Origin of the sequence: Arthrobacter sp. fls2-241-R2A-172 (assembly GCF_030208885.1) — a bacterium.
Taxonomy (GTDB): Bacteria; Actinomycetota; Actinomycetes; order Actinomycetales; family Micrococcaceae; genus Arthrobacter.
Genome location: NZ_JARVTB010000013.1, coordinates 182,698 through 206,295 on the forward strand (window position 1 = coordinate 182,698; position 23,598 = coordinate 206,295).

Here is a 23,598-nt window from a genome sequence, read left to right on the forward strand (position 1 = left end):
TCCGCTTTGTGGAATTTAGATTCTGCTTTATGAAAAGTTTAGGGAAGGTGGGGGTGTGAGTCAAGGGGGTGGGTGGCGAGGTGGGGGTTTGGGATACCAGAGCCGTGTAGTGCCCAGGGCCGGTAGCCGCACTGCAGGCTCGCCTTCGCAACTAATTGTGCAAAGAGTCTTTGCTCGACTAGGGGTTGAATGTTCGGCGAAGACTGGGCGAGTACGGACTCCGTATACCTACTCCGCGCCAAGGTGGTCCGTAGGATTGGCGTTGTGTCAGAAACAACAACAGGCGGCCCACCGCGCTCACTGAGCGTCGGAGACATCGTCGTTGGTCCGAACGATCTTCTTGGCGAATGGGTGGCGGCCCAAATCACGAGTATCGATCCTGGTTGGAAAAGGTTGGTGTGCTCGACCTGAATTGGTCAGGTTCGCAACCGTTATCAACAGAGGACTTGGATGCCATTGAGCCGCTCGTATTGACGCACAATTCGTGGAATGGCCGGTTATCGCACGTCAACTGTGACTGGGTGCTTCCCCGGAGCTTTCGCGTCATCGGTAGCCTGCCACTGATCCATGACCAACCCTCGAACAGTTACACCAGCAGTTGGCGAGCGGGGTATCAGCTTGCCCTTCAACGTGCTTGGGACCGGGGTGAGCACGATTGGAAGGAACCAGGGAAACTCGAACTGACGCCAGGGGAATTGGATCATGCCCTAGTCGAAGGCGCACCTGTTCAAGATGGAGTGCGCAGCCTCAGAGTGACCGGCCTGTCCGAAGCAGACTGCCTGCGGATAGCATCGACTTTTCCCAACCTTAGGAGTCTAATTCTCGGCGGCAACCTCGGGCAGCTCAGGAACGCCGGAATGCTTAACCGGCTCGGCCGGCTCCGGGACCTACTTATCTCCGACCTATTCGGCATGACGAAGGCCGACTGTTTGCTTCCTATCGAAGTTCCCAACCTCGAGTATCTTTACCTAGACAGCGTCCCTCATGAGTACGCCTCTGCGATGCGGAGTCGTTGGCGGTCTGAGGCGGCAAACGGCACAAGCGTCAGCATCACCAAGGCACGCAAACCTGAATGGGTGCAAGAGAATCTTGAAAATCCGCTTCGTGACTGGGACGGACGCGAGCACATTAGTTCTGATCGGTTCAAGAAAGCTGTGACGCAATTCAAGAAAACACGAAGGGAGGTGCTCGCAGCGCGCTCAGTGAAGTCCGAAGAGCCCACCTTGGGACGAATGGAGGACGTTGGGCGTGATTACGCCAGCGCCTTCAATCGCCTCGACGGACGGTCCCCATTCATTGAGACAGAGGAGCGCGAGGAATTGTTCGCTGCGCTCGACAAGGTCATGGCTGAGTCTGAATTGGAGTTCGGTCGTTCCCTCGCGGCCGAGCGGCTGGCCCTTTTGTCGGGAGTAGAGGACGCACGGGACTGGTGAGCCTTGCCTTGGCCTGGGAATCGGCCCACGACGCACCTGCCGAAGAAACTCCACCCGCCAGCCCTGGTTACGAACTGTCGCACTAACCCATCTGATGGGGTGCCTCGGCTCCTACACGACATTAGCGATGATGAGTGATTCGAACATTTGCCTTATTCCGGTGCATTTTTGAGTGCCCAAAGGGCTACCGCTTGGGCAATAAGCCAGATATAAGTGAGCATGAGAAGAAATGCCGCTGACCAAGCCGTCAAGAGGGCGATCCTAAGCCAAATGGTTCTCACCTTGCGGCGTACGATTCCAATTACCGATTGTGAAAGCTTAACGAGAGGCCACATCAGGAGTGCGGCCACTCCGACGACTAGCAATGCCGAGATCATCTTTACAGGGCTAGGAAGTCCCAGAAGACCATTAGCTGCTAGGACCACGTAGCCAACCAGTATGACAATTAGCCCCGACAATGCACGCGCCGTAACTTCTCGCCAGAAGTTTTGATCTCTAAACCAGGCGGCTGGCCAGCGCCAGGGGCTTTGCTTCACCGGATACCGTTTGTTGTTCACACCTTGAGGTTAGACAGCACTCGACCTGTTCGGCGAGCAGGCTGAAGATGTCGGCACGAAAAGTCGACTACAGCTGCCATGCTTTCCTCAAACCCGCCGAGACGCGAAGAGATTTCCAAACCTCAGCACTCGGCCAGCCCTCTCAGTGCTTCTTTGCTGTGCGCCCTGCACGAATGATTGCACTTGAGCTGCCCGCCGATGTCAGGATTGGAAGGTGACCGAAGACCAAGTTTTCTACACGTTCCAGGCCCTCAAACGGGTGGACGACAACGAGCTTTCAGCGCGGCCAATCCGGCAGCTCTCCGAAGAAGAGTTCGGACAAACCTGGAACGCCATCGATTTGATTGAGAATTACCTGACAGGCTTTGATGCCTATATCTGGCGTGCGGTGGAGGATCTATTCAATACCACAGAGGAAGCTCGAAACCAGTACGCAGAAAAGGGCGGCATCCTAAGTCCCGGACCAATCGTCAGCGAGCTTGAACTTCGCATCATCAACGTATGTTCGACGGTAAAGATGTACGCTGAGCACGTTGAAGTGCGGCTAGGGCGACTCTACGGGAAAGAGTCGCCCGAACTGCGGGAAGTCTCGAGGCTGTTTTCCGCTCTCTATGATTCAAGCCTTCCCTACAGAGTCAGCAATCATCTGAGAAACGCGCTCGTCCATGGCTCCCCGGCTGAATTACTTGTTGCCACGTTTAATTCTCAACGCTCTGATTCGGGAGAAAGCATCGCAACGGTTGAAGTGCATCTGTCCAGGGAAGGTTTTCAGAAGCACGCGCAAAATGCGAAGGTGCGCGACGAGGTCGTCGCACTGCCGGAAGAGCTGGAACTACTGTCCACTGTTATTCAAGCGGCAAAGGGTGCAATGGCGCTCCACGAAGAGATCATGCACTTGCTAAGTCCCGGCGCCGTTCAAGCCGCGGATTGGTTGGCGAAGCTGTTCAAAGAAGCCTCCACAGTACTGGCCGAGGACGAATGGCCAGGATTCTTCGAGGTGCATCCAGAGGCTGCTGGAGGGTCCAAGATCCAGCCGCTTCCACTGCCTGAAAACGTGTCTAGGTTCATTCAGGATTACATTGATGGACCAATTTCGCGAGAGCCGGGTCCCTTGTAACCGCTGTAGTAGAAGGAGCCGGAAACAGGCGTGGATTCTAGGGATCGAAATTTCCGACCGCCAATATTCATGAAGCGGGAGGCGTGTCCGCAGCCTGGTTATCTAGCATCACATCAGTGATCGGACCTTCAGCACTTCCGGGATCTAGAGTTAGCGTTGGAACGTAGCTTGGGGTGTGTGCGTCGTCCCATTCGTAGGTAATTGTTTTAACCGTGTTGAGGTGACGGCCGACCAACATGGCCATTGTGTAGGGCCCGTGAAATGCCAAGTGAACCTCGGAGCGCCCGTTCTCTGCTGCGACCCGTTTAATGTGCTGCGCGATTGATGCGCTGAGCCGCCCCGCTTCGAGCGGATCGATTCTTGTGGTGGTGGATGACAGCATTACTGCTTTGGTGAAGGGCTGCGTCGAAGCGTTTATGAGTCGGTCGAAGGCGGTCCGGTCTGCGCCGGGTGTCAAAGTAACGAAAATTGCAACTTTCCGGGTGGCTTGCTCACGAGCTAGGACCAGCTCTTCGGTATTGATGACGTTGACCATCGGGTCATCGCTGTTGCTGTCGGACGACCAGGTTTCCCCTCGGGTATCTAAGGCCTCAACGGTTCCGAACTTGGTCTCCGGCAGTGCTGCCCCGAGCGCCAGTGCTATCGAAAGGTGTGCGCCGCCGAGGATCTGGATGCGGGGTGCCCGTGCTGCATAGACGGCGTCGCTGATGAGCGGAAGGGTCTTGCGAAGAAGGTGGAGTCCTTCCAGGCCGGGAAGGCGCCCTGCGGGTGAGGAGTTCAGGCGAATATGCAGGTCTTCAGCGTCAGCGTCTAGGGCAAATGGTGTCGGCCGAGTCTGTGTACGTATGGTGAACGCTCGCGCGTCTGCTCGAATCAGGCTCTTGCGCTGCTCCATTCGGTGCATGAGCAGGTCACGTGCGATTTCGAGTTCGCCTTCTGGATCGAGCATGTTACTTTGCTTCTTGTCGGCTAGAGCTCGCGTGGGCGTCAGTCGAAGGAGCCTGTCGGGGGCGTCGTAGTCGCATTTGGAGTCGCTTCCTGGTCGACCCACAGTGTTGGCGATACTGAGGCTGAAATTGGGATCTTCGTCGAGTTGCAGCAGGCGCGGGAGTTCGCGTTCCCGGACGATCTCGCTGTAAACGATGTCGGGTGTCACGACGAGTACTGCTGCCGACAGTCCTTGAGTCAAAGCAAGCTCGAGCCGGTCGGTTGTTGTACCGGCTCGAAGATCCCGGTAGTCACGCCAGACAACAAGGCCGGCTGCCCGGAGCAGATGTTCGAGGCGCTTGGCTTGGTCGGTCCCGTCTGTTTGACGGTAGGAGATGAAAACTGGCCCATCGCCGCGGACTGCGTTGGCAGGCAAGGGTCCGAGGGCCGAAAATCGAGACTCGGGCAATACCACTGGGACGCTTGAGTTGGTGACGGAGCGAAATCGCTGTCGTTGTGCCACAACCCCGTGGAACGGGGTTGTGTCTGATGTGGCATGGACGACGAGCGCCACTGGCCCGTTGCTTGTTTTGGCAATTGCTTGAATGGAGCCCAGATCTGTATGGCTGGGGCCCTGAGGGGCTGGATGGCTATGCCATTCGCCGACGTATCCCGTTGGATCGTCGGCCCGTCCGTCTAGAAACTCTTGGAGCAATGTGTTGGCAAGAATGTCGTCTCGAACATATTGACTTGTTGTCGCATGGGCGCTCCCGACAGCTAGAGCGTTCGTTACCACAACGGTGTTGGACTCACGGTAGCCGAGTAGGATGCCACCTGCTTCCTTGGGAAGGTTTTTGGCTGTTTCGGTTGCGATGACCTCATACGCTTGGTGTTGCAGTCGGATTTGCGTGAGTTGTCGAGTCATGTCTGCCTTTCGGAAACCGTTCTTAGGCTGCGCGTTTCTCCGGCCGGATGCAGCGGTTGTTGGGCCAGGAGGCCGATACTGTGACGCACTGCGGCCGCCGCAGCCTCCATGACCGCATGCGGGGGCGTGGGCGAGATCGGGCTGCCGCATCCGGCCTCGAAGAGCTCGGGCAGTGTCTGGCCTTCATCCCGTAGCGTCGAAAGGGGTGGTACGGGAGGAGTCCCGTTGAGCGTGGGAAGGATATCGACACGGAAAGCATTCCCGTCGTCCTGAAGAGCCACCGAAATAGTGTTGGCCCCGAGGGAATGTGCGGCTACCTTCAGCAACGCTGTCGTGCTGAAGTCGGCCGATGCGTTCACAACCAGATCATGGTCGCGGACGAGCCGGGCGACTTGCTCAGCTGTTGTTACATCCTTTTTCAGGACGGTTATGTCTTCTAGGCTGTGCTCGTATCTGGTGACTATGTAATCCCTCACGGCATCAACCTTCGGCAAACCTACTGATTCACGTCCGACGAGGTGACGAACAATGTTTCCAGGGAGAACGATATCCCCGTCTACTAGAGTCAATCGACCTACTCCAGCTCGAGCCAGCATGTCAGCAGTAAACGACCCGAGGGCGCCGACGCCAATGACGGCCACGCTTTTGCTGCTAAGCACGGTCTTCTGGAGCCCGGCCCTGGCGCCTCTGGCAGCAGCAGTGTTGGCTGCCGAGGTCAATCGTCTTGCCTCGATACCATTCGACGAAGGAAAGACTCTCAGCGCGATGACGCCATCGTGGTCTCCCCGCATGTACTTCAACAGCACAACCTGGATTTCGCCCCGAGTAATTCTGGCGTCGAGGTTTATCCCTGGCTGGATCCTCGCAGCGATGTCGGCCCAGGACCGGGGAGGCACGTCAACCGCGCCCAAATCAACCACGTAACCGCCGTAATCCTTGGTTGATTTTCTTGCCTTCCTTACTGGAGTGCCTTTGCCGGATCGCATGACGTTGTTCTTTTCCTGACGGAACCTGATGAACGTATTGCTGGCTGATGCTTGTTCGTCATAGAGATAGACCTGCTTGTCGGTCGACGGGAGGAAGTACCTGTCCAGGTCAAGGTCTGGGCGATCGTCTGGCCAACCTGCGGCGGCCTGTTCAATCCAGTCAGCAACATGTTCGAGGAAAGCAGGGGCCTCCGCCCACCAAAGATCCTCGTGGTCGTCTTCAGCGATCAAGCACAGGGATCCATCCAATTCGCGGTGCCAGGACCAGGGGACAGAGTCGCCCAGTGTCGGCCGGACCTTCGGTGGTTTGAAGGGAAATCGTTCTGGCAGTTGCACACTGACCTCTACCTGGTTGTCAGCCTCACCGAGCACCCCCTTCCACCCGTTCTCTGCTTCGACGAAACCGGAGCGGAGAATTCCTTCTTCAAAGTGCTGTTGGGTGTAGGCCACGTACTCGGCAAAGTCGTCCAGGTTCACCCAAAGGTCCTCTGTCCGGCGGGGACGGTTCGGGCGCCGGCTGAGATGATCGTTGAACGTTTGGTGCCGTCGTCGTTGAACCCCGGTGGCATCGGGAAAACGGTGTTGTTGTCCCCATTCTTACCGAGTAGCTTGCGGAACTTCGTTGCTGCTTCCCCTTCGTCTTCGTCATCGAGGGCAGCGAGTGCCGTCGCTGCGGCATCGGTGAAACGTGTCGCCGCCCGGTTGAGTTCTTCTTCCGAGGCGCGGATGCGGATGCTCTGGCCGTATACCGTCGGATCGGCTACTGGGATTCCCAGCAGTACAAAGTTGCTGATGATCTTGGAGACCTCGCTAAGGGCAGAAACATAGTACTCAGCGTGATCGTTGCCCTTGACCATGCCAGAGCTGAAAGCCTGATAAGTAGCCATCTCTATGAAGAACCCGCCTGGTTTCGCATGGCCCAACAAAGCTCGGCGTGTTTGGCGGAGGAGCTTCACGGTAGGGACGTAGAAGCTTTCGTGGCGTGTATTCATTTCACTGGAGAGGGCTGTAAGTGCCTCGGGGTTGGTCTGAACCCACTTGTTTTCAGTCCCTTTTTGCGGGATCTCCCACGTTTTACCGTCCCAGTGGGGCCTCGCGGGAACGGCGTCCACGTACAGGTCGTAGTCCGGAAAGGAGACTTGCAGGCTTCGATCTTGCCGCTTTGTACGGCGGTGTCCGTCTTCGTCGCTACCAAACTCCTTGTGCAGGACTGTGAAGAACCGGTCCAAGATGTCCTTGGAGGTGACATCACTCGGAAGTTCGGGGAGCCGGACGAACACGTCAACGTCCTTTACTCGCTTGATGGATACGCTTCGCTTGTATGAGCCAATGAGCACTGGGTCGACACCATATTCGATAAGTTTCGAGTCGGCTTCAAGGGCTTGTCGAACGAGTTGGTGGGCTTCAGGAGCGTTTGCTTTGTCCGCGCCGGGCTCGATGGAGCCTAGGGCGTCTTTGAACTGCTGTTTGAGATGAGCCATGGCCCCTCCGATCTCGTGGGTATCAACATTGTCGAACTCTGGATATCAAGGCCGCATCCCAGTCGAACACTACATATAGTAGCTAAGGTGACTGGTAACCACAACATAATGTATTACATTGATGTCATTCTCCGGTTTACTGAGTATTGCAAGTCTTTCTCAATTGCGTCTCTGGTAATGCTCAAGATTGGCTCAAGATGAGCAAGGTTCGCTTATGAAGTGCAGATCCTCGAGGACTTACCGCCCGGGGCAGTCGGCGTCTCGAGGACTTTGCGATCATTGGCTGAATCTGCGCTCTACTGCATCAGGAGGCCGTAGTGTGCGGACACGCGGGCGTCGTCACTGCTTCGCGCTTTGTCTCGGCATCCCAGCGTTTCCTGGCTCCTTGGCGGGTGAAGCCATAGGCCCTGCCGATCTTGTCCCATGAAAGGTCCTCGGAGCGAGCTGCGGCCACGGCCGCGTCGAGCTGGGCCCCGATTGTCTGAGCTGTTCGCCCAGTGCGCTGATGGTGTGGAGGTGCAAGTCGGGGGCAATGTGGGAACGTTACGGGTCCAGGAACAGAGGTTCGAGATCTTCCCGGTCGCTGACGTAGGCGGCGTCATCGCTGGACGGATCTCCGGCGTAGATGCGGTGGCGGCTAGGGTCTTCATCGGCGGGATAGCAGACACGGGTCCACAGCTGGTCCATGATGACGTGCTTCCTGAAGATTCGCAGCTGCAGGTGACTTTCCAGCCGACGACCTGGGATGGCGGCTGCAACAGCGATACCACCGATGCTGTTGGATCCGCTCGAAATGATTCTCCGAATTGTAACGGTAGAACGTTGTTCACACCAAGGGAAACGAGGGGTTCTTCCGCACGGTCTGCGATGTTGAAGTTCCATGCTGTGATTAGGATCCAGCATGGGGAATATTGAAAGCCGAGCCATATCCTTCGGGAAGTCATTGGAGGCCGCCGGATACAGCGTAGTTTGGAAGCCTAAGAAGGCTTTCGTCCCATGGGCGACTATCGAAGCGCTTCCCGCGACTGCCGCGACCATGCTGTTGGGCATTTTCCGAGAATTGGGCGGCATGCCGGCCTGCCAGACAGCACTCGCGCCCCGCGGCTGGGACATGCAGGCTGACCAAATACTCATCGAGTTTGACGAGGACCTGCATTTCAACAGGTACCGGTCCCTTTCACTTGCCACACCGTGGGCCCCCGACTTGCCTTGGTCCACTTTGTACGGCGACTACGCCATGGGGATGGAAGGTTTGTGCATGAAGGCAGGCAGACACGGCGGGAAATGGGCCAACTTCTCCTCTGACCGCATGTTCGGAGGCTCCGATGAAAAAGGGGGCCTCGAACCTCTGGGCGCTTCCCGCTGGAAACAGCGGGCCCTTTACGACGCAGTCAAGGATGCTTACGCCCTGTACTCGCCAATGGTGTCACTGGCCCGGGTGTCGATCCACGATCAAATCGGCGGCAAGAACGTAAACCAAGCGACGAAGAAAGGTATTCTTCTGGAGCCGGAAGCACTGAGGGCCTTCCTCACAGCCAGGACCGTTCCCTTGGAACGCGATGCGGCGGGACAATGTCAGGGAAAGTCCGGGGAATACCACCGTTCAAGAGATATCTACTCATTGCGGCGTAGTCAGCAAGAGAAGTCATGACTTATCCTTTCGCTGGTCTGGTTGGTCAACCCCTGAGGGCTTTCTGAGGTTCTCAAGGCTTCTATTCACCGCGTCCCATGTAGACAGCATCTGAAGGGTTATCGACACATCGGCATCGAAAATCGAAGGATCTCTTCCACGCACCCTGGTCCCTGACACGAAGCAGGACTGCAACGGGTTCGCTGCTAACTTGAACGCATGCTTCCTGCTGACATCATCATCAACAACATCCAGCCCACGCCGTTCGGATGGTTCCCACCCACCATCGCAGGAGTCACAGCCCTGGGTGTTGCCTGGCTAGCTGCATGGTCGCTGAAAAAGTCAGACGAGCGCAAGAAGGCTCAGGAGGACAGGCGGCGATGGGATGAGGAACTGGTCAAGGCAGTTGTTGCCATGCTTGTTATCACTGACGACGTTGCCGCCACCGAGAAAGAGGTCCGCAAGAAGAAGAAGACCATTTTTGCCGGAGACCTGCCAGGAGAATTGAACCGGCTTCTCATACAGATTCGCCTTCTCACCAATGAGCACCTTGCCGACCAAGCCCAGCATGTCGTGACGCACTTCCTGACCGAACGCATTGCTATGAACAAGTTGCTGACCACGGCAGTCGCTGAGGGTAATAAGCTTGATGACATAGCGGAGCTACCGGGATACGACTTCGGGAGCACCATCAGCGAGAGCTACCACGAATCCCGCCGCTACTTCCTCAACTTGTTCCACCAACTCCTGGTATCTACCGAAGTCCAAAAGTTCACCGCTCAGAGCTCAGTCAACTGGAAAGCAATGGTGAAGCTCGTGGATGAGGCTGAGAACGAGATGAAAAGGCAGGAAGAGGAACCGAAACACCGGAAGCCCGATGAGCCTATTCCTGCCACAGCGGTTCGGGGTCGAATCAACTAGCCAAAGGTGTCGGCAGGGCAATCACTTTTACGTTTGTAGACACCTGTCGACATCACCACTTCCTTCCGCCGTCTGCTCTGCCCACCACCCAGGATTGGTCCTCGGCTGCCACTGGTGTTCGGTGAGCCAATCTGCGAACGAACAGGACAGGATGACATTCTAGCAATTCCCTAACCTCCGCATCGAGGTAGAGGTTGCCGGCCAGGAGTTCCACAAGATACAGGTCATGATCCATGGCTTTTCTGCATGGGAGGAACCCGCTTACCGCTTCAGCGATATGCCGCCGTTCTTCAAGCGTTCCGATGTCATCGGTCAGCAGAGGCAGTGTCAAGTGCGCTCCTGGCCTTGGGGTTGGACGAGCACCAGTTCATCTTCGACCGTGGCCGGGCCCATCCTCTCCAGGCGTCGTGTCAAAGGATCCTTTGACACGACGCCTCTCTTAAGGCCATGGTGAATCGGTATGCCTCCGTAGGAAGGTTGTGCTACGTCCAAGCGAACTGTCTCATTTTGATTTTCTCAATTTGGATGAGTTCACGCCTTTAACGAGACTTGGGGGCATGTGCACTCGTGATGATGCCTGTGGTGGCGCTCGCCCCGCGCCAATGAACAAGTCGATACCCCAATGCCGCTTTCGGTAATAGCTCCAGGGGTCGAACTTCGATTGACCGTCAGTCCAGCTCGAGCGGCGCTCCTCCGACTAAGCTGATGAGCGCCGCTGGGCATGCCACGGCAATTGCGCAGAAGCCGCAGAGCTGCTCGCGGAAGGACAAACGAATGGCACGAGCGACAGTTCAGGACGTCGCTAGGACGGCGGGTGTGTCCGTAGGGACGGTGTCGCGCGTCTTGAACGGGAGCCCGGCTGTCAGCGAGGCGGCCAAGGAGAAGGTCAACGCCGCCATCCGGGAGCTCAGCTATCGTCCTCTCGCTTCGGCGAGGGATCTCCGAAGAGACCGGACGATGCGTGTGTTGGCCCTCGCCAAGAACCTGGACTCCTTGGTCATCAGTGAAGTGTTCCGAGGTGTAGGAGACGCTGCGGCAGACAACGGCTACGTCAGCCTCATCGCGGCCACCGACGGGGACTTGGATCGAGAACAGCAGCTGGTGGACATGCTGCGCAACGGCTCCGTGGATGGCCTGGTGATTTTCTCGCCCACTATGGCGGATGACGACGTGAACACGGTCGCCGAGCAAATGAGCGTGGTCCAGGTCTGTGAAATCGTCGACGCCGAGGCTGCCTTCGGAGTGTCCATCGATGACCGCCAGGCCGCCTACGACATCACCAAGCACCTGATCGACACAGGCGCCAAGAAGCTGGCCATGATCGCCCACAGGGGCGCCCGCTCGGGCCGGCTCCGTGAAGAAGGATTCCGCCAGGCACTCACGGAAGCGGGTCTTGAACCAGACCAGATCCTGTTCGGTGAAGGCAATTTCGGCTTCCACTCCGGCCGCACCCTGGCAAAGAAACTGCTCGAAGCAAAAGAGCTCCCGGACGCCGTTTTCTGCGGGACCGACGTAGTCGCAGCCGGCTGCGTTCGAGAACTCACCGACGCCGGCCTCCGTGTTCCACAAGACATCGCCGTCGCAGGCTTTGATGACTCGGTTCAGGCGGAAATGTGCGTCCCGGAGCTGACCACAGTCCGCCAGCCAGCCTACGAAATGGGCCGCGTAGCTTTCGCCGAACTACTGGAGCGAATGACCGTCGAGGGCTCGCATCGCAAGGGAAGAACCTTCCTCCCGCACGAACTCGTCATCCGGGACTCCACCAAATAAAGAGGGTTGACAGCTCTCAGTGGTCCCTGTCACACTACTTTGGAATCGATTCCACGGCCGCAAGGCCGATTCTTTTGGACACATTTGGAATCGATTCCATGGATCACAAGAATCACCGGCAAAGAAGCCACCCTCAGCACGCGGGACAGCCAAAACGCGCACTGAACGCCACCCACCCACAGCCACCAAAGGAGCCACTTGTGGACTTGAACCGACCTGCTCTCCCGCTCCAGAACAAAGCCACAAACCGAAAAGCACTGGCCGCGACCGCAATAGCAGCGGCCCTCCTCCTCAGTGCGTGCGGCGGGGGAGCAGCACCCCAAGGTGCGGAACAAGCGGCAGCTGCCGACCCGGCGTCGGGCGCTAATGCCAGCGGCGCCGTGAATATCTGCGGCGTCAAGGACGCGAGCGGCATCTACAAGGGCACGGCAGAGGCGTTCACCAAGGCGAACGGCAAGGTCGCGGCCAAGTACACCGAGATCGGCGCCACCACGGATGAGGCCCGCACGCAGATCGTGCAGCGGCTCGAGGGTAAGTCCACTGAGTGCGACCTCTTTGTCACAGACGTCATCTGGACCTCCGAGTTCGCCTCCCAGGGCTGGCTGCTGGACCAGACCAAGTTGGTTGAGGCCAACAAGGACCGGCTCATTCCCTCCACTGTGGAAACCACCAAGTACCAGGACAAGTACTGGGGCTCACCGTTCTTCACCAACGCCGGATTGATCTATTACCAGAAGGACAAGGTGGCCAAGCCCGAGTCCTGGCAGCAGCTCTACGCGGAAGCCGCCAAGGCTCCCGGCAACGGGTACGTCTACCAGGGCAAGCAGTACGAGGGCCTCACGGTGAACTTCCTCGAAATGCTCTACAGCGCAGGCGGCGAGGTCCTCAACGACCAAGGCGACGTCAAGATCGACTCCAAGGAGACCCGCGACGTCCTCAACTTCATGAGCGACGGCCTCAAGAACGGCTCAGCAGACCGCGCCGTCCTCACCTACAACGAGGACCCGGCCCGACTCGCCTACGAGTCCGGCGACTTCGGATATCAGCGCAACTGGCCGCACGTGTACCGGCTGCTCAACGCGACACCGCTGGCGTCCAGCTTCGGCGTCGCGCCGCTTCCGGCATGGGAAGGCGGCAAGGCCTCCGGCGTGCTCGGCGGCTGGAACCTGGCAATCTCGGCCCACTCCACCAACCAGGCCGGGGCTGTCGCGTTCATCGACTTCGCCACCACCCCGGACTGGCAGAAGCACGTGGCCATGGACTACTCCCAGGCCCCGGTCAACGAAGCTGCCTACTCTGACCCGGCGGTTCTGCAGAAGATGCCGTTCGCCACCGAACTCCTCGCCTCGGTGAAGGGTGCCAAGCCGCGCCCCATCTCGCCGGTCTACCCGCAGATCTCGCAGGCGATCTACAAGAACGTCTACGCCGTCCTCTCCGGCACCGCCTCCACCGAAGAAGCCGTGAAGAAGATGGCTGACGAAATCACCACCGCCAAGGCGAGCTTCTAAGTCATGGCCATCAGAACAATCCCGCCAAGCCGCGGCCCAGCGAAGACAAGCGGCCGCGACCGCGCCGAACGCAAGCTCGCGTCCCGCATGACCGCCCCGTCGCTGGTCATCATGGCGCTGGTTGCTGCGGTCCCCATCGGCTACGCGATCTGGCTCTCGCTGAACCAGTACAGCGTCCGAACCGCCGGCCTGTCCCGTTTTGTCGGCCTGGAAAACTACATCAATGCCCTCGCAAGCCGAGAGTGGTGGGCAGCGTTCGGCCAGACGTTCCTCTTCGCAGGACTCTCCGTGAGCCTGGAACTGGTCCTCGGTACGGCCATGGCGCTCCTGCTCAACCTCGCGTTCAAGGGCCGCGCCGTCCTGCGCACTGTGGTGCTGCTGCCGTACGCGATCATCACCGTGGTCAGCGCCATCACCTGGCAAACGATGTTCCAGCCCAACATGGGCCTGGTCACCAACGTCCTCTCCGCACTGGGGCTGCCGGGCGGCGACGTCGTCTGGCTCGGTGAGCACGGCTACGCGATGGCCGTGATCGTCATGGCCGACGTCTGGAAGACCACCCCCTTCGCGGCGCTCATCATCCTGGCCGGCCTGCAGGTCATCTCCGCCGAAACGTACGAGGCCGCGGAACTCGACGGCGCCAGCAAATGGCAGACCTTCGTGAACATCACCCTGCCGCTGTTGCGTCCGGCAATCGTCCTGGCCGCGATCTTCCGCACCATGGACGCCCTCCGCGTCTTCGACCTGCCGTTCGTCCTCACCCGCGGCGCCAACGGCACCGAATCCATGTCCATGCTCGCCTACACACAACTGCGCGAAAACCGGCTGGTGGGCGAAGGATCGGCGCTGTCCATCCTGACCTTCCTCACCGTCATGGTGGTCTCGGTCATCTACGTCCGCTTCGCCGGCGGCAACATCCGCGACGTCGCGAAGGAGGAACAATGAGCACACTGACCGCTGAACGCCCGACGGCGGAACTCACCACCGGGCGCAAGGCACCGAAGCGTCGCTTGCGTGGGGAATCGAAGCTGCACCCCTTGGTTTGGGTATTTGTGGTGGCCGTCATGGCTTTCTCGCTCATCCCTTTCTACTGGCTGGTCAACACCTCCCTTAAGAAGGGCGCGAGCCTGTCACAAGGCGAGCTCTTCCCGAGCCAACCGACCCTCGAGAACTATCTGGTGGTCTTCCAGAACCCCGAGTTCCTCCTGGCCCTGCGCAACTCGGTGATTATCGCCGTCGTGACTACAACGGTGGCGCTGGTGTTCGCGTCCTTTGCCGCCTATGCGCTGGCCCGGTTGAAGATGCGCCGCAAGGCGATGATCCTGACGCTGATCCTCTCGGTCACCACGTTCCCGGCTATTGCCATCGCGGCCCCAATGTTCTCCATCTGGCGCGAGATCGGGCTGTACGACACTCTGCTGGGCCTCATCATCCCGAAGCTGACGTTTGCGTTGCCGCTGGCGATCTACACGCTGACGTCCTTCTTCAAGGAGATTCCGCGTGAGCTCGAGGAATCCGCGTACATGGATGGCGCCACGCCGTTCACCGCGTTCCGCAAGGTCATCCTGCCGCTGGCGGTCCCCGGCTTGGCGACGACGGCGATCCTGGTGTTCATCTCGGTCTGGAACGAATTCCTCCTGGCCGTCACCCTGACCACCTCGCCCGAAGCCCGGCCCGTGCCTGTCGCGATCGCGTTTTTCAGCGGCACCAGCGAGTTCGACCAACCCCTCGGCACCATCAGCGCCGCGTCGGTGATCATCACTGTCCCGCTCGTGATCCTCGTGCTGCTGTGCCAGAAGCGCATCGTTTCCGGCATGACGGCCGGCGCGGTCAAGGGCTAACCCCGTCACAAAATCCAAGAACCACCCACTGACTCCTAGAAACCCGGAAAGAACAGGAACAACGTGAGCATTCAGCAGCAGGCCCCGTCCACAACCCTCAAAGTGGGAGTTGTGGGCATCGGTTGGGCCGGCCAGCAGCACCTCAAGGCGTACAGCAATATCGACGGCGTCGAGATCGTCGCCGTCGCCGGTATGGAAGCTGACCTTCTTGCCCAGCTGAAGGAGGAGTACAGCATTCCCCACGCCTTCGCCCGATGGGAAGACATGATCGAGCTCGAAGGCCTCGACGCCGTCAGCGTCGCCGTGCCAACGTTCCTGCACGCCCCTATCGCGATTGCTTCGCTCGAGCGGGGACTGCACGTGCTGAGCGAAAAGCCGTTGGCGCGCAACGCCGTCGAGGGTCAACAGATGGTGGACGCCGCCCGCAAGGCTGGCCGTGTTCTGGACGTCGCGTTCAACCACCGCCGCCGCGGCGACATCCAGGCACTCAAGGAAGTAATCGACGCCGGCACGCTGGGTCGCCCGTACTACGCCAAGGCATCGTGGCTCCGACGCCAAGGAATTCCGATGTTGGGCAGCTGGTTCACCAACCCGGAACTCGCCGGTGGCGGTCCGCTTGCTGACATTGGCGTGCACGTCCTGGACTACTCGCTGCACCTCCTCGGCGAGCCCAAGGTGCTGGCCGTCTCGGCGTCGACCCATTCCGAACTCGGTCCGCGCGGACTCGGCGGCAACACCCGGTACACGGCGTCGAACTCCAGTCATAAGTTTGAAGTGGAAGATTTCGCCTCCGCGTTCATCCGGCTGGAAGGCGGCGGGACCCTGATCCTGGAAGCGGGATGGGCCACGTACCGCGACGAGCGGGACCTGATGGACTTCACCGTTTACGGGACCGACGGCGGAGCGGACTTGCGCTCGGTCGGCGCCTCCGAGAACCCGGTCGCGGACGTCCACGTCTTCACCGAGAAGGACGGCGAAAACGCCGACTTCGAAGTGGTGGCCGAACCCGGCAGAGCCCACCAGGCCGTCGTCGACGACTTCATCGCTGCCGTGCGCGGTGGCGAAACTGTATGGGGAAGCCATGACGGCTCGCTCGCCCTCAGCCGTGCCCTGGTGCTCGATGCCTGCTACAAATCCGCCCTCGAACAACGTGAAGTGGTGCTCTGAAATGTCTGATGCGAAATTGAAGATTGTCGTCTGGAACGAGGCCGTGCACGAGGCCCGTAACGAGCCCGCAACCATCGGCGAGATGTACCCCGAAGGGATCCACGGCGCCATCGCCGCCGGGCTCCGCGGCTTCTACCCGGACTCCGAAATCTCGACGGCGACACTCGCCGATCCCGAGCACGGACTTTCTGAAGAGGTGCTGGAGCAGACCGACGTGCTGCTGTGGTGGGGACACATAGCGCATGGGGAAGTTGCTGAAGAAGTGGTGGAGCGCGTGCAGCGCCACGTCTTGGGTGGCATGGGACTCGTGGTGCTCCATTCCGGGCACTTCGCCAAGATCTTCACCCGGCTGCTGGGGACCACCTGCTCGCTGAAGTGGCGCAACGAGGGCGAACGCGAGCTCGTGTGGACGGTCAAGCCGTCACACCCCATCGCAGCCGGCATTGAGAGCCCCATCGTGATTCCGCAGCAGGAAATGTACGGCGAACTGTTCGACATTCCCGAGCCCGATGACCTGATCTTCATCAGTTCGTTTACCGGGGGAGAGGTGTTCCGCTCCGGCGTGACGTTCTCGCGCGGCAAGGGCCGGATCTTCTACTTCAGCCCCGGCGACCAGGAATACCCGGTGTACCACCAGCCGCAGATCCAGAAGGTCATAGCCAACGGTGTTGGCTGGGTGGCGCAACCTGGCATGTTCCGGGAGGCGCCGGAGGTTTCCAACCCCTCGCGGGGCTGGTTCGAGGCTTAAAGACGATGAACACTCCTCTTCCTAGTGGCCGTCCGTTGGGCGTGGCTGTCATCGGTTACGCCTTCATGGGGAAGGCCCACTCGAACGCGTGGCGGAACGTGGCCAGCTTCTTCGACGTCCCGGCCGTCGAACAGAAAGTGCTGGTGGGCCGGGACGCCGGCCTGGTGGCCGAGGCCGCTGCCAAGTATGGCTGGGCCGAGTCAGCCACGGACTGGCGTTCCGTGATTGCGCGGGACGACATCGACATTGTGGACATCTGCGCACCGGGCTGGATGCACGCGGAGATCGCTCTGGAAGCCCTGGCTGCCGGGAAGCATGTGCTCGTTGAGAAACCGCTGGCCAACACTCTGGAAGAGGCCGAGGCAATGGCGGAAGCAGCAGCGTCGGCGCGGGGCCGGGGTGTGCAATCGATGATCGGCTTCAACTACCGCCGCGTTCCTGCACTTGCATTGGCCCGCGAACTGATTGCCGAAGGACGTCTCGGAACCGTGCGGCACGTCCGTGCCGCCTACCTGCAGGACTGGCTTTCCGACGTCGAAACCCCCATGAGCTGGCGGCTCCGCAAGGAGACGGCCGGCTCCGGAGCGCTGGGCGATATCGCCTCCCACGCCATCGACCAGGTCCAGCACCTCACCGGGCAGACCGTCACTGAAGTGACGGGGACGCTGCGGACCTTTGTGGCCGAACGCTCCGGTGCCGCTGGGCTGGAGAAAGTGACAGTCGACGACGCCGCGTGGGCCACCTTGGGCCTGACCGGCGGCCTCAGCGCGTCGGTAGAAGCGTCACGAGTGGCTACCGGACAGAAGAACTCGTTGAAGATTGAAATCTACGGCTCATTGGGGTCGTTGACGTTCGATCTGGAGAACCTGAACGAACTCGGCTTTCTGGATGCCACACTCCCCGTGCGGGAGCAAGGGTTTCGGCGGATCCTGGTGAATGAGCCCGAACACCCGTACGTCGATGCGTGGTGGCCACAGGGGCACGTCATCGGTTGGGAGCACACGTTCACGCACCAGGTCCGCGACTTCCTCCTTGCCGTTCGCGACGGAAGCCAGCCGTCGCCGTCGTTCGATGACGGGCTGCAGATCCAGCGGGTGCTGGCCGCCGTCGAAGAGTCGGCGCGGAACAGGAGCACCGTGACTGAGGTTCCTGAACGGGTTGCCGTCAGTTAGCCGGAACTACGTTGGCTTCCGCGTGGATAAGAGCGAGTCCATCACGGTAGGAGGTGACTGCGAACTCCGGGAAGCGCGTTGTGAACTTCGTCGAGTCAAAACGGTTGTCGTGATCGTACCGCGGCAGAAGCTCCCTGAGCTCCCGTACCTGCGGCGAGAACAGCCCGGCTGCGCTGAGGACCCATCGGGGAACGACGGTGTAGCCGGGTCCCTGGCCGAATTCTTTGGCGGCCATGGTGGCGAATTCCCGGTAGGTCGGCCGCTCTTCAGCCACCGGAAGGTGCCACGTCTGCCCATAGGCGTCCGGCGTATTGCCCAGAAGCGCAAGGGCACGGCTCGCGTCCGGGGTCCAGATGAGCGTGCGCACTCGGTCGGCCCGCACCGGGACGCGGGGCTTCTTGCCCGACTTGAGAGGGTCAATGATCAGGGTGTTGGTGAAGCTCTGCGTCCGGCCGGGCCCGTAGAACTCGGGAGCGCGGGCGATGAGGACGGGAATGTCACCCCGGACCATCTCCTCAAGCACCATGGACGCCATTGCCTCGCGGACCTTGCCTTTCCGTCCGTTGGGAGCGAAGGGGGTCTCTTCGGTCTGGACGCGGTCGTCCTGGGGATACATGTAGGTGTTGTCGAAATAGACGAACTTGGCGCCGGCTGTCCGAGCCGCATCTAGCGCATTCTGGAGCATCGTAGGGAACTGCGCCTCCCATAGTTCGGTGTTCGCCGGCAGCCCCGCTGTGAAATAGACGACGTCGCTGCCCTCCACGGCCGCGGCGGTCTGCCCTGCGTCGAGAAGGTCCGCACGCATGACGACGTCGGACTCGCTCACCTTGCGTGGGTTGCGGCTCACCAGCCGCAGGTCCTCGGTGTAGGCGCGGTGTAGCTCGCGGGCGAGTTCCACGGCGATCTGGCCGTTCGCGCCCAGAATGGTCTGCATTTCAACCTCCGCTGATGGGATGACATGGGAATCGCAATGCGGTATGTTTGCACTGCTTACATCAGCGTAGGAGGCAAAGTTAGCAGTGTCAACATCGACTAAGAACTACCATCATGGTGACCTTCGAGCCGCCTTGCTGGCAGCTGCGATCGAGAGTCTCGAAGCGGGTGAGCCATTCTCCCTGCGGGGTGTCGCCCGCCGCGCAGGAGTGTCGCCCACCGCGCCGTACCGGCATTTCGCGGACCGCGAAGCGCTCGACAGTGCGGTTGCGGTTGAGGGTTTCAGGGATCTTCGAGCGGGCCTCGAGGCTGCGTTGGCTGTCTTGGCGGATCCCGCGGAGCCTGAGGGTGTGATCACGGCACTCGGAGTCGCCTATGTTGGCTTCGCGTTGAGGCGGCCGGCCGTGTTCCGGTTGATGTTCGGCAACGAATGCGATGAGGAGGACAGTGAACGCGTGCTGGCCTCGGAGCAGCTCCACGGGATGTTGAACCAAGCGATCGAGCGCCTTTTCCCGAGTGCCAACAACTCCAACTTGTCCATCGCGCTGTGGAGCATGGCGCACGGCCTGGCGTTCCTCCATCTCGACGGCAAGTTACGGCCTCAAACCAGCGACGACGTTGCAGTTCGCGTGAAGTCGGCGGTTGGGGCGATCTTCGCGCTCAATGCCAACACTGCCGTAGCTAGTCCCGATCCCGTCACACCTCCAGGAGAACGAGCATGACAAAACGCATCCTTCACGTCGTCACCAATGTCAGCCACTACGAGGATCCTTCACACCAGACCGGCCTGTGGCTGTCCGAACTGGTTCACGCCTGGGAGGTCTTCGAGGCGCACGGTTTCGAACAGGACATTGTCAGCCCCCAAGGCGGAGCTGCACCTTTGGAACCACGTTCACTGAAGTTCCCCAGCTACGACAAGGCGGCCAAATCGTGGCACAACGACCCGGCACGGATGGCCCTTCTTGAAAACACCGCCAGTCCGGCGAGCATCAACGCGGCCGACTACGATGCCATCTACTTCACCGGCGGCCATGCGGTGATGTACGACTTCCCTGACAGCGAAGGGTTGCAGCGGATCACCCGCGAGATCTGGGAACGGGGCGGCATCGTATCCTCGGTCTGCCACGGGTATTGCGGCCTGCTCAACACCAGGCTTTCGGACGGCAGCCTCCTGGTTGAGGGCCGCAAGGTGACTGGCTTCGCGTGGCAGGAAGAAGTGCTGGCTCGGGTCGACAAGCTGGTGCCGTACAACGCTGAGGAGGAGATGAAGAGTCGCGGAGCACTCTATGAGAAGGCCCTGCTCCCGTTCGTCTCCTACGCCATCGCGGACGGCAAGTTGGTTACCGGCCAGAACCCGGGATCAGCCAAGGCGACTGCGACGAAGGTCGCGGCACTGCTCTAAAGCGTCTGGCGGGGACACCGCGAAAGGCGAGTGCCGGCGTCGTGGGTTAATCCCCAGAGCGCAGGGGCCGCGACCTTCGGTGGTCACGGCCCCTGCGCGTGCAGGACTGCTATTTGATCAGTGCTGCGGCCTGCTCCATGAGGTCGCTGGCCGTGGCAACGCCGTTGGCATCAGCGCCCTTGCCGGACGCCGTAGCGGAGATCAGCACGCCCTCCTTGATGGCGTAAGCCATGTAGGTGGTTTGTGCCGCGCCGCTGGCTGTGGACATTTCGGTCTTGTAGGCCACAGTTCCGGGGACCGTGTTGATGCCGTCGAACTTTGCAGTGGAGACGTTCATCGATTGACCGGACATAGACAGCGTCATCTTCGAGCACTTCTCTGCCTGTACACCGCTCTTATCGATGCTGTCCTGTAGCTTCTGCTTATCGAGCCCGGACGTCAGGGTCACCATTGTCATGACCCCTGATGTAGCGTCCAGATCGGCGCCCGCTGCCGTGGTTGAACCGGCGAGGGTCTCACTGCCGCCCAGCGTTGCAAGGTCCTTGCACTCAGCGGGTTCGACGGTGAACATGCTCATGAGCGCTTTCATGGGGTTCTCCTGGGCGAGTTCATCGCTGGAGGCGACTGTCAATTCTTTGCCGGACTTCGGCTTGATCTGCTTGACCAGTTCAACGAGCTCGTCGTTGGTGTACTGCTTGGCGGCGGTGGGCGTCGGCGACGCCGTGGCTTCGGGCGAAGCGGCATCAGTCGAGCCTGTTGACCCGCCGCATCCGGTCAGTGCCATCATTGCCAGCGCCGATATTGCTACGCTCTGCAGCGCAAACTTCTTCAATTTGTTCCCCCATTGGGTCTACTTTTACGGCCGGGTGGTCCCCAGCTGAGATAACACTATCGGTCACTAACGTGTGGGCGCCGCTGGCTTGAGACGGGGAAGTCCGCCATCCAACGTGCCTCCGCGTCCCTTTGCGGCTTTGAGTCAGGTTCGCTTGCGGCTCGCGATCAAGTCAGAGAGGTGCTGCACATCGGCGGGGTTCGCGTCCGTGGCCAGTGCAACGTAGTGGTCCATGACGGCTGGCCGGTAGCGCACTGGCAAAGTCTGTCCTGGGGCGAGTCGGGTGAGAGCGGTGATCGTTAGGCTTTCGTCTGCGATGCCACGAAAGGAGATACCGTCGGCTGTTTCCACGTCGAGCATCAGGACAACGCGCGGGTTGCTGTTGACCTCCCGCCAGTCGACGAGAACACCAAGCGCCAGCGTTCCATTGCGCAGTTCCGCATTGCGCTTCCGCGCTTCACCGCTGAGGACCGGGTTCGGGGCGACGCCCGGGAAATTGGTGCCGACGCCGAGCGACTCCCGACTCAAGTCCGGTCTCAGCTGCTCCATCAGGTCGTTGAGCTTCTTCTTCGAACCGAACATTCTGAGCTCTCCCCCCAACAGCGATGCCGGAATTTCGGCCTTGAGATTCGCCTCACCGCGATTCTATGTCATGGACATTCCCGGCCACGGTTGCGAATCTGGCACACCTCCCAACGTCCACGAGAATTGCCGATGGTCTGCGTAGCATTGGGCCCAACAACTCTTTGGGGGAGCAATGAATTTAGGTCCGGCCTTTGGAATCATCGGGATTCTATACGTTATTTTTGTGATCGCGATTGCCGTCCTGGCGGTGTATGCCTTGGTCTTGACCATTATCTTCTTACGGCTGCGAATCGCTGAGTTGAAGAGGGCGGCACGCTCCGAGGAGGGTTAAACCATTGCCTGGTCTTGTGCCAAGTGCAGAGTCCATTGCTGCCCTCATCGAACTGATCGTGACCTCAGAATGGCCTCACGGTGAACAGGCGCAGGCTGGCCTACGTCCTGTTCGGTGGGACGGCCCCGTTCGTGGCAACCGCCTTGGTAGCGGGCTTTGGGACTCCGTTGGCTCCGGCGTTCTACCTGATGGGCATGGCCTTGGTGTCAGCGGTGGTTGTGGTCCTGTTCTTCCGTGAGACCAAGAACCTGTCACTTTCGCGGACGACGGTTCTGTAAGGGTTCACAACGAAGCCCCGACGAGTCAGTTTTATGCAGGCTCGCTGGGGCTTCGTTGCGTCCAGCTGCAAGCTGCTGGTTGGCTAGGCAGCATGGAACAACGCTTTGTGCGCTACCAGTCGACTACGCCTGATCCCAAGGGCCGATACCTTGGGATCTTCGCCTTAGCGAACAGGCTGGCGAAGGAAGGCCGTCTCAGCCCCGAAGACAGGGGTCTTTGGCGCAGCGCCAATGACTTCTACGACGATGCATACGCCACGCCTGACGCATCAATCTATGCATCCTCGCACGCACAGGCTTGGTTCAAACTGTCAGCCACACACCTGATAGACCGAATAGCTTTCTATTCCGATCTTCTGCGCCGGCACGACGTCCCCTGCGATGCGTTCTACTCAGATGATCCCGGCACGATCCTTTATGAAGACGACGTTCAAGTTGTTGCCATTCCCTACGAACAATCAAGCGGTTCCTGATACCAGGGTTAGCGACGAGACAAATTTTTCGATTCGCTCAAACACCTCGCCCTGAGCCGTCTGCGAAGCCCGCCAATCGTCCGCGATCTGCAAAGAATGATCGGCTCCCGGAACCTCCACGAACGTCCCGCACCGCTCGGATTTCCGTCCGCCGTCCCACAGCTTGTCCAACGAGCCGCCAACAAAAAGGTCCTCTTTGGATGTCGCCGCGATCGTGCTCCGGACAAGAGAATCCGTAAGCAACGGCGTCAACCAAATACCGGGGACGTGGTGTTCTTCCGCCCAAGGAATGCTCAACGTGCTGAACGACTTGGCAACAATCAACCTCTGATGAGCATCGGGAGAAGACACGAAGGCGCTTTCGACGGCCCGGGCCATAAATGAGTGCGGGTCAACATTAGGCGAATCATCGGGAGTCCACCGCACGGCCTGAACGTGCCAACCAAGCGAACCCAGCATTTCCCCGACCCAAAACAGGACCGGGCCTTCCACTGGATACCCGGACCCCGGCAGCAGCACAGCGACCTTGGTTTTATCCGGCTTTTCTGCAGGGGCTTTGGCCCACGTGAATGACTCCATAT

General features: G+C 59.8%; 25 protein-coding genes. 15 read left to right on the top strand and 10 right to left on the bottom strand.

The window, feature by feature from the left end; genetic code table 11:
- The first annotated feature begins 383 nt into the window (after positions 1-383).
- Positions 384-1,433 carry a hypothetical protein gene (locus QRM57_RS18180; protein ID WP_284987619.1) on the top strand — a complete coding sequence of 350 codons (1,050 nt, stop codon included), beginning with the start codon at positions 384-386 and terminating at the stop codon, positions 1,431-1,433.
- Between the two features lie 152 nt (positions 1,434-1,585).
- Here QRM57_RS18180 and QRM57_RS18185 read toward each other — a convergent pair whose 3' ends face one another.
- Positions 1,586-1,990 (bottom strand): hypothetical protein, encoded by a 405-nt coding sequence (locus tag QRM57_RS18185; protein WP_284987620.1) that lies wholly within the window; start codon positions 1,988-1,990, stop codon positions 1,586-1,588.
- 214 nt (positions 1,991-2,204) lie between these two features.
- Between QRM57_RS18185 and QRM57_RS18190 the strand changes: the two genes are divergently transcribed.
- Positions 2,205-3,107, top strand: a complete 903-nt coding sequence (locus tag QRM57_RS18190) for a hypothetical protein (protein WP_284987621.1) — start codon at positions 2,205-2,207, stop codon at positions 3,105-3,107.
- Between the two features lie 67 nt (positions 3,108-3,174).
- Here the strand turns inward: QRM57_RS18190 and QRM57_RS18195 are convergent, their stop codons facing one another.
- The 4 genes from QRM57_RS18195 to QRM57_RS18210 all read right to left on the bottom strand — a co-directional run bounded on the left by QRM57_RS18195 (position 3,175) and on the right by QRM57_RS18210 (position 8,113).
- A complete protein-coding gene (locus QRM57_RS18195; protein WP_284987622.1) occupies positions 3,175-4,959 on the bottom strand; it encodes an SAVED domain-containing protein in 1,785 nt (594 codons plus the stop codon).
- Positions 4,956-6,422: a ThiF family adenylyltransferase gene (locus QRM57_RS18200; RefSeq protein WP_284987623.1), complete on the bottom strand. Its 1,467-nt coding sequence runs from the start codon at positions 6,420-6,422 to the stop codon at positions 4,956-4,958. The genes QRM57_RS18195 and QRM57_RS18200 overlap by 4 nt, the downstream gene beginning before the upstream one ends.
- On the bottom strand, positions 6,419-7,426 hold the full coding sequence (locus tag QRM57_RS18205; protein ID WP_284987624.1) for a nucleotidyltransferase domain-containing protein: 1,008 nt from the start codon (positions 7,424-7,426) through the stop codon (positions 6,419-6,421). Before QRM57_RS18205 ends, QRM57_RS18200 begins: the two co-directional genes overlap by 4 nt.
- A gap of 543 nt (positions 7,427-7,969) precedes the next feature.
- Positions 7,970-8,113, bottom strand: coding sequence for a hypothetical protein (locus QRM57_RS18210; RefSeq protein ID WP_284987626.1), 144 nt, complete (start codon positions 8,111-8,113; stop codon positions 7,970-7,972).
- A 214-nt stretch (positions 8,114-8,327) separates the two neighbouring features.
- Between QRM57_RS18210 and QRM57_RS18215 the strand changes: the two genes are divergently transcribed.
- Positions 8,328-9,077 carry a DUF7255 family protein gene (locus tag QRM57_RS18215; RefSeq protein WP_284987627.1) on the top strand — a complete coding sequence of 250 codons (750 nt, stop codon included), beginning with the start codon at positions 8,328-8,330 and terminating at the stop codon, positions 9,075-9,077.
- Positions 9,078-9,275: 198 nt separating this feature from the next.
- Positions 9,276-9,977, top strand: a complete 702-nt coding sequence (locus QRM57_RS18220) for a hypothetical protein (RefSeq protein WP_284987628.1) — start codon at positions 9,276-9,278, stop codon at positions 9,975-9,977.
- 52 nt (positions 9,978-10,029) lie between these two features.
- Here QRM57_RS18220 and QRM57_RS18225 read toward each other — a convergent pair whose 3' ends face one another.
- Positions 10,030-10,308 carry a hypothetical protein gene (locus QRM57_RS18225; protein WP_284987629.1) on the bottom strand — a complete coding sequence of 93 codons (279 nt, stop codon included), beginning with the start codon at positions 10,306-10,308 and terminating at the stop codon, positions 10,030-10,032.
- A gap of 443 nt (positions 10,309-10,751) precedes the next feature.
- Here QRM57_RS18225 and QRM57_RS18230 point away from each other — a divergent pair, with 443 nt between their 5' ends.
- The 7 genes from QRM57_RS18230 to QRM57_RS18260 all read left to right on the top strand — a co-directional run bounded on the left by QRM57_RS18230 (position 10,752) and on the right by QRM57_RS18260 (position 18,183).
- The gene (locus QRM57_RS18230; protein WP_284987630.1) at positions 10,752-11,747 is read left to right on the top strand and encodes a LacI family DNA-binding transcriptional regulator; all 996 of its coding nucleotides are present in this window, start codon (positions 10,752-10,754) and stop codon (positions 11,745-11,747) included.
- A gap of 200 nt (positions 11,748-11,947) precedes the next feature.
- Positions 11,948-13,255: an ABC transporter substrate-binding protein gene (locus QRM57_RS18235; protein ID WP_284987631.1), complete on the top strand. Its 1,308-nt coding sequence runs from the start codon at positions 11,948-11,950 to the stop codon at positions 13,253-13,255.
- Between the two features lie 3 nt (positions 13,256-13,258).
- Positions 13,259-14,200: a carbohydrate ABC transporter permease gene (locus QRM57_RS18240; protein WP_284987632.1), complete on the top strand. Its 942-nt coding sequence runs from the start codon at positions 13,259-13,261 to the stop codon at positions 14,198-14,200.
- On the top strand, positions 14,197-15,096 hold the full coding sequence (locus QRM57_RS18245; RefSeq protein WP_284987633.1) for a carbohydrate ABC transporter permease: 900 nt from the start codon (positions 14,197-14,199) through the stop codon (positions 15,094-15,096). Before QRM57_RS18240 ends, QRM57_RS18245 begins: the two co-directional genes overlap by 4 nt.
- A gap of 63 nt (positions 15,097-15,159) precedes the next feature.
- Positions 15,160-16,263 carry a Gfo/Idh/MocA family protein gene (locus tag QRM57_RS18250; protein ID WP_284987634.1) on the top strand — a complete coding sequence of 368 codons (1,104 nt, stop codon included), beginning with the start codon at positions 15,160-15,162 and terminating at the stop codon, positions 16,261-16,263.
- Between the two features lies 1 nt (position 16,264).
- Positions 16,265-17,011: a ThuA domain-containing protein gene (locus tag QRM57_RS18255; protein ID WP_284987635.1), complete on the top strand. Its 747-nt coding sequence runs from the start codon at positions 16,265-16,267 to the stop codon at positions 17,009-17,011.
- Between the two features lie 5 nt (positions 17,012-17,016).
- Entirely contained in the window at positions 17,017-18,183 is a 1,167-nt protein-coding gene (locus QRM57_RS18260; protein ID WP_284987636.1) for a Gfo/Idh/MocA family protein, read from the top strand.
- Here QRM57_RS18260 and QRM57_RS18265 read toward each other — a convergent pair.
- On the bottom strand, positions 18,176-19,117 hold the full coding sequence (locus QRM57_RS18265) for an NAD-dependent epimerase/dehydratase family protein (protein ID WP_284987637.1): 942 nt from the start codon (positions 19,115-19,117) through the stop codon (positions 18,176-18,178). The two genes, QRM57_RS18260 and QRM57_RS18265, sit on opposite strands and share 8 nt — an antisense overlap.
- Positions 19,118-19,202: 85 nt before the next feature.
- On the opposite strand from QRM57_RS18265, the gene QRM57_RS18270 reads away from it, so the two are divergent.
- Together QRM57_RS18270 and QRM57_RS18275 are read left to right on the top strand one after the other, a co-directional pair.
- Positions 19,203-19,838: a TetR/AcrR family transcriptional regulator gene (locus QRM57_RS18270; RefSeq protein ID WP_257369577.1), complete on the top strand. Its 636-nt coding sequence runs from the start codon at positions 19,203-19,205 to the stop codon at positions 19,836-19,838.
- Entirely contained in the window at positions 19,835-20,518 is a 684-nt protein-coding gene (locus tag QRM57_RS18275) for a type 1 glutamine amidotransferase domain-containing protein (RefSeq protein ID WP_257369579.1), read from the top strand. The genes QRM57_RS18270 and QRM57_RS18275 overlap by 4 nt, the downstream gene beginning before the upstream one ends.
- A gap of 109 nt (positions 20,519-20,627) precedes the next feature.
- Here the strand turns inward: QRM57_RS18275 and QRM57_RS18280 are convergent, their stop codons facing one another.
- Together QRM57_RS18280 and QRM57_RS18285 are read right to left on the bottom strand one after the other, a co-directional pair.
- Positions 20,628-21,350: a hypothetical protein gene (locus QRM57_RS18280; RefSeq protein WP_284987639.1), complete on the bottom strand. Its 723-nt coding sequence runs from the start codon at positions 21,348-21,350 to the stop codon at positions 20,628-20,630.
- Between the two features lie 144 nt (positions 21,351-21,494).
- Entirely contained in the window at positions 21,495-21,932 is a 438-nt protein-coding gene (locus tag QRM57_RS18285) for a hypothetical protein (RefSeq protein ID WP_284987641.1), read from the bottom strand.
- 414 nt (positions 21,933-22,346) lie between these two features.
- Here QRM57_RS18285 and QRM57_RS18290 point away from each other — a divergent pair, with 414 nt between their 5' ends.
- Together QRM57_RS18290 and QRM57_RS18295 are read left to right on the top strand one after the other, a co-directional pair.
- Positions 22,347-22,544 (top strand): hypothetical protein, encoded by a 198-nt coding sequence (locus tag QRM57_RS18290; protein WP_284987643.1) that lies wholly within the window; start codon positions 22,347-22,349, stop codon positions 22,542-22,544.
- Between the two features lie 92 nt (positions 22,545-22,636).
- Positions 22,637-23,017, top strand: a complete 381-nt coding sequence (locus QRM57_RS18295) for a hypothetical protein (protein ID WP_284987644.1) — start codon at positions 22,637-22,639, stop codon at positions 23,015-23,017.
- Here the strand turns inward: QRM57_RS18295 and QRM57_RS18300 are convergent.
- Positions 23,003-23,596 (bottom strand): hypothetical protein, encoded by a 594-nt coding sequence (locus tag QRM57_RS18300; RefSeq protein ID WP_284987645.1) that lies wholly within the window; start codon positions 23,594-23,596, stop codon positions 23,003-23,005. The genes QRM57_RS18295 and QRM57_RS18300 overlap by 15 nt on opposite strands.
- Between the last annotated feature and the right edge of the window lie 2 nt (positions 23,597-23,598).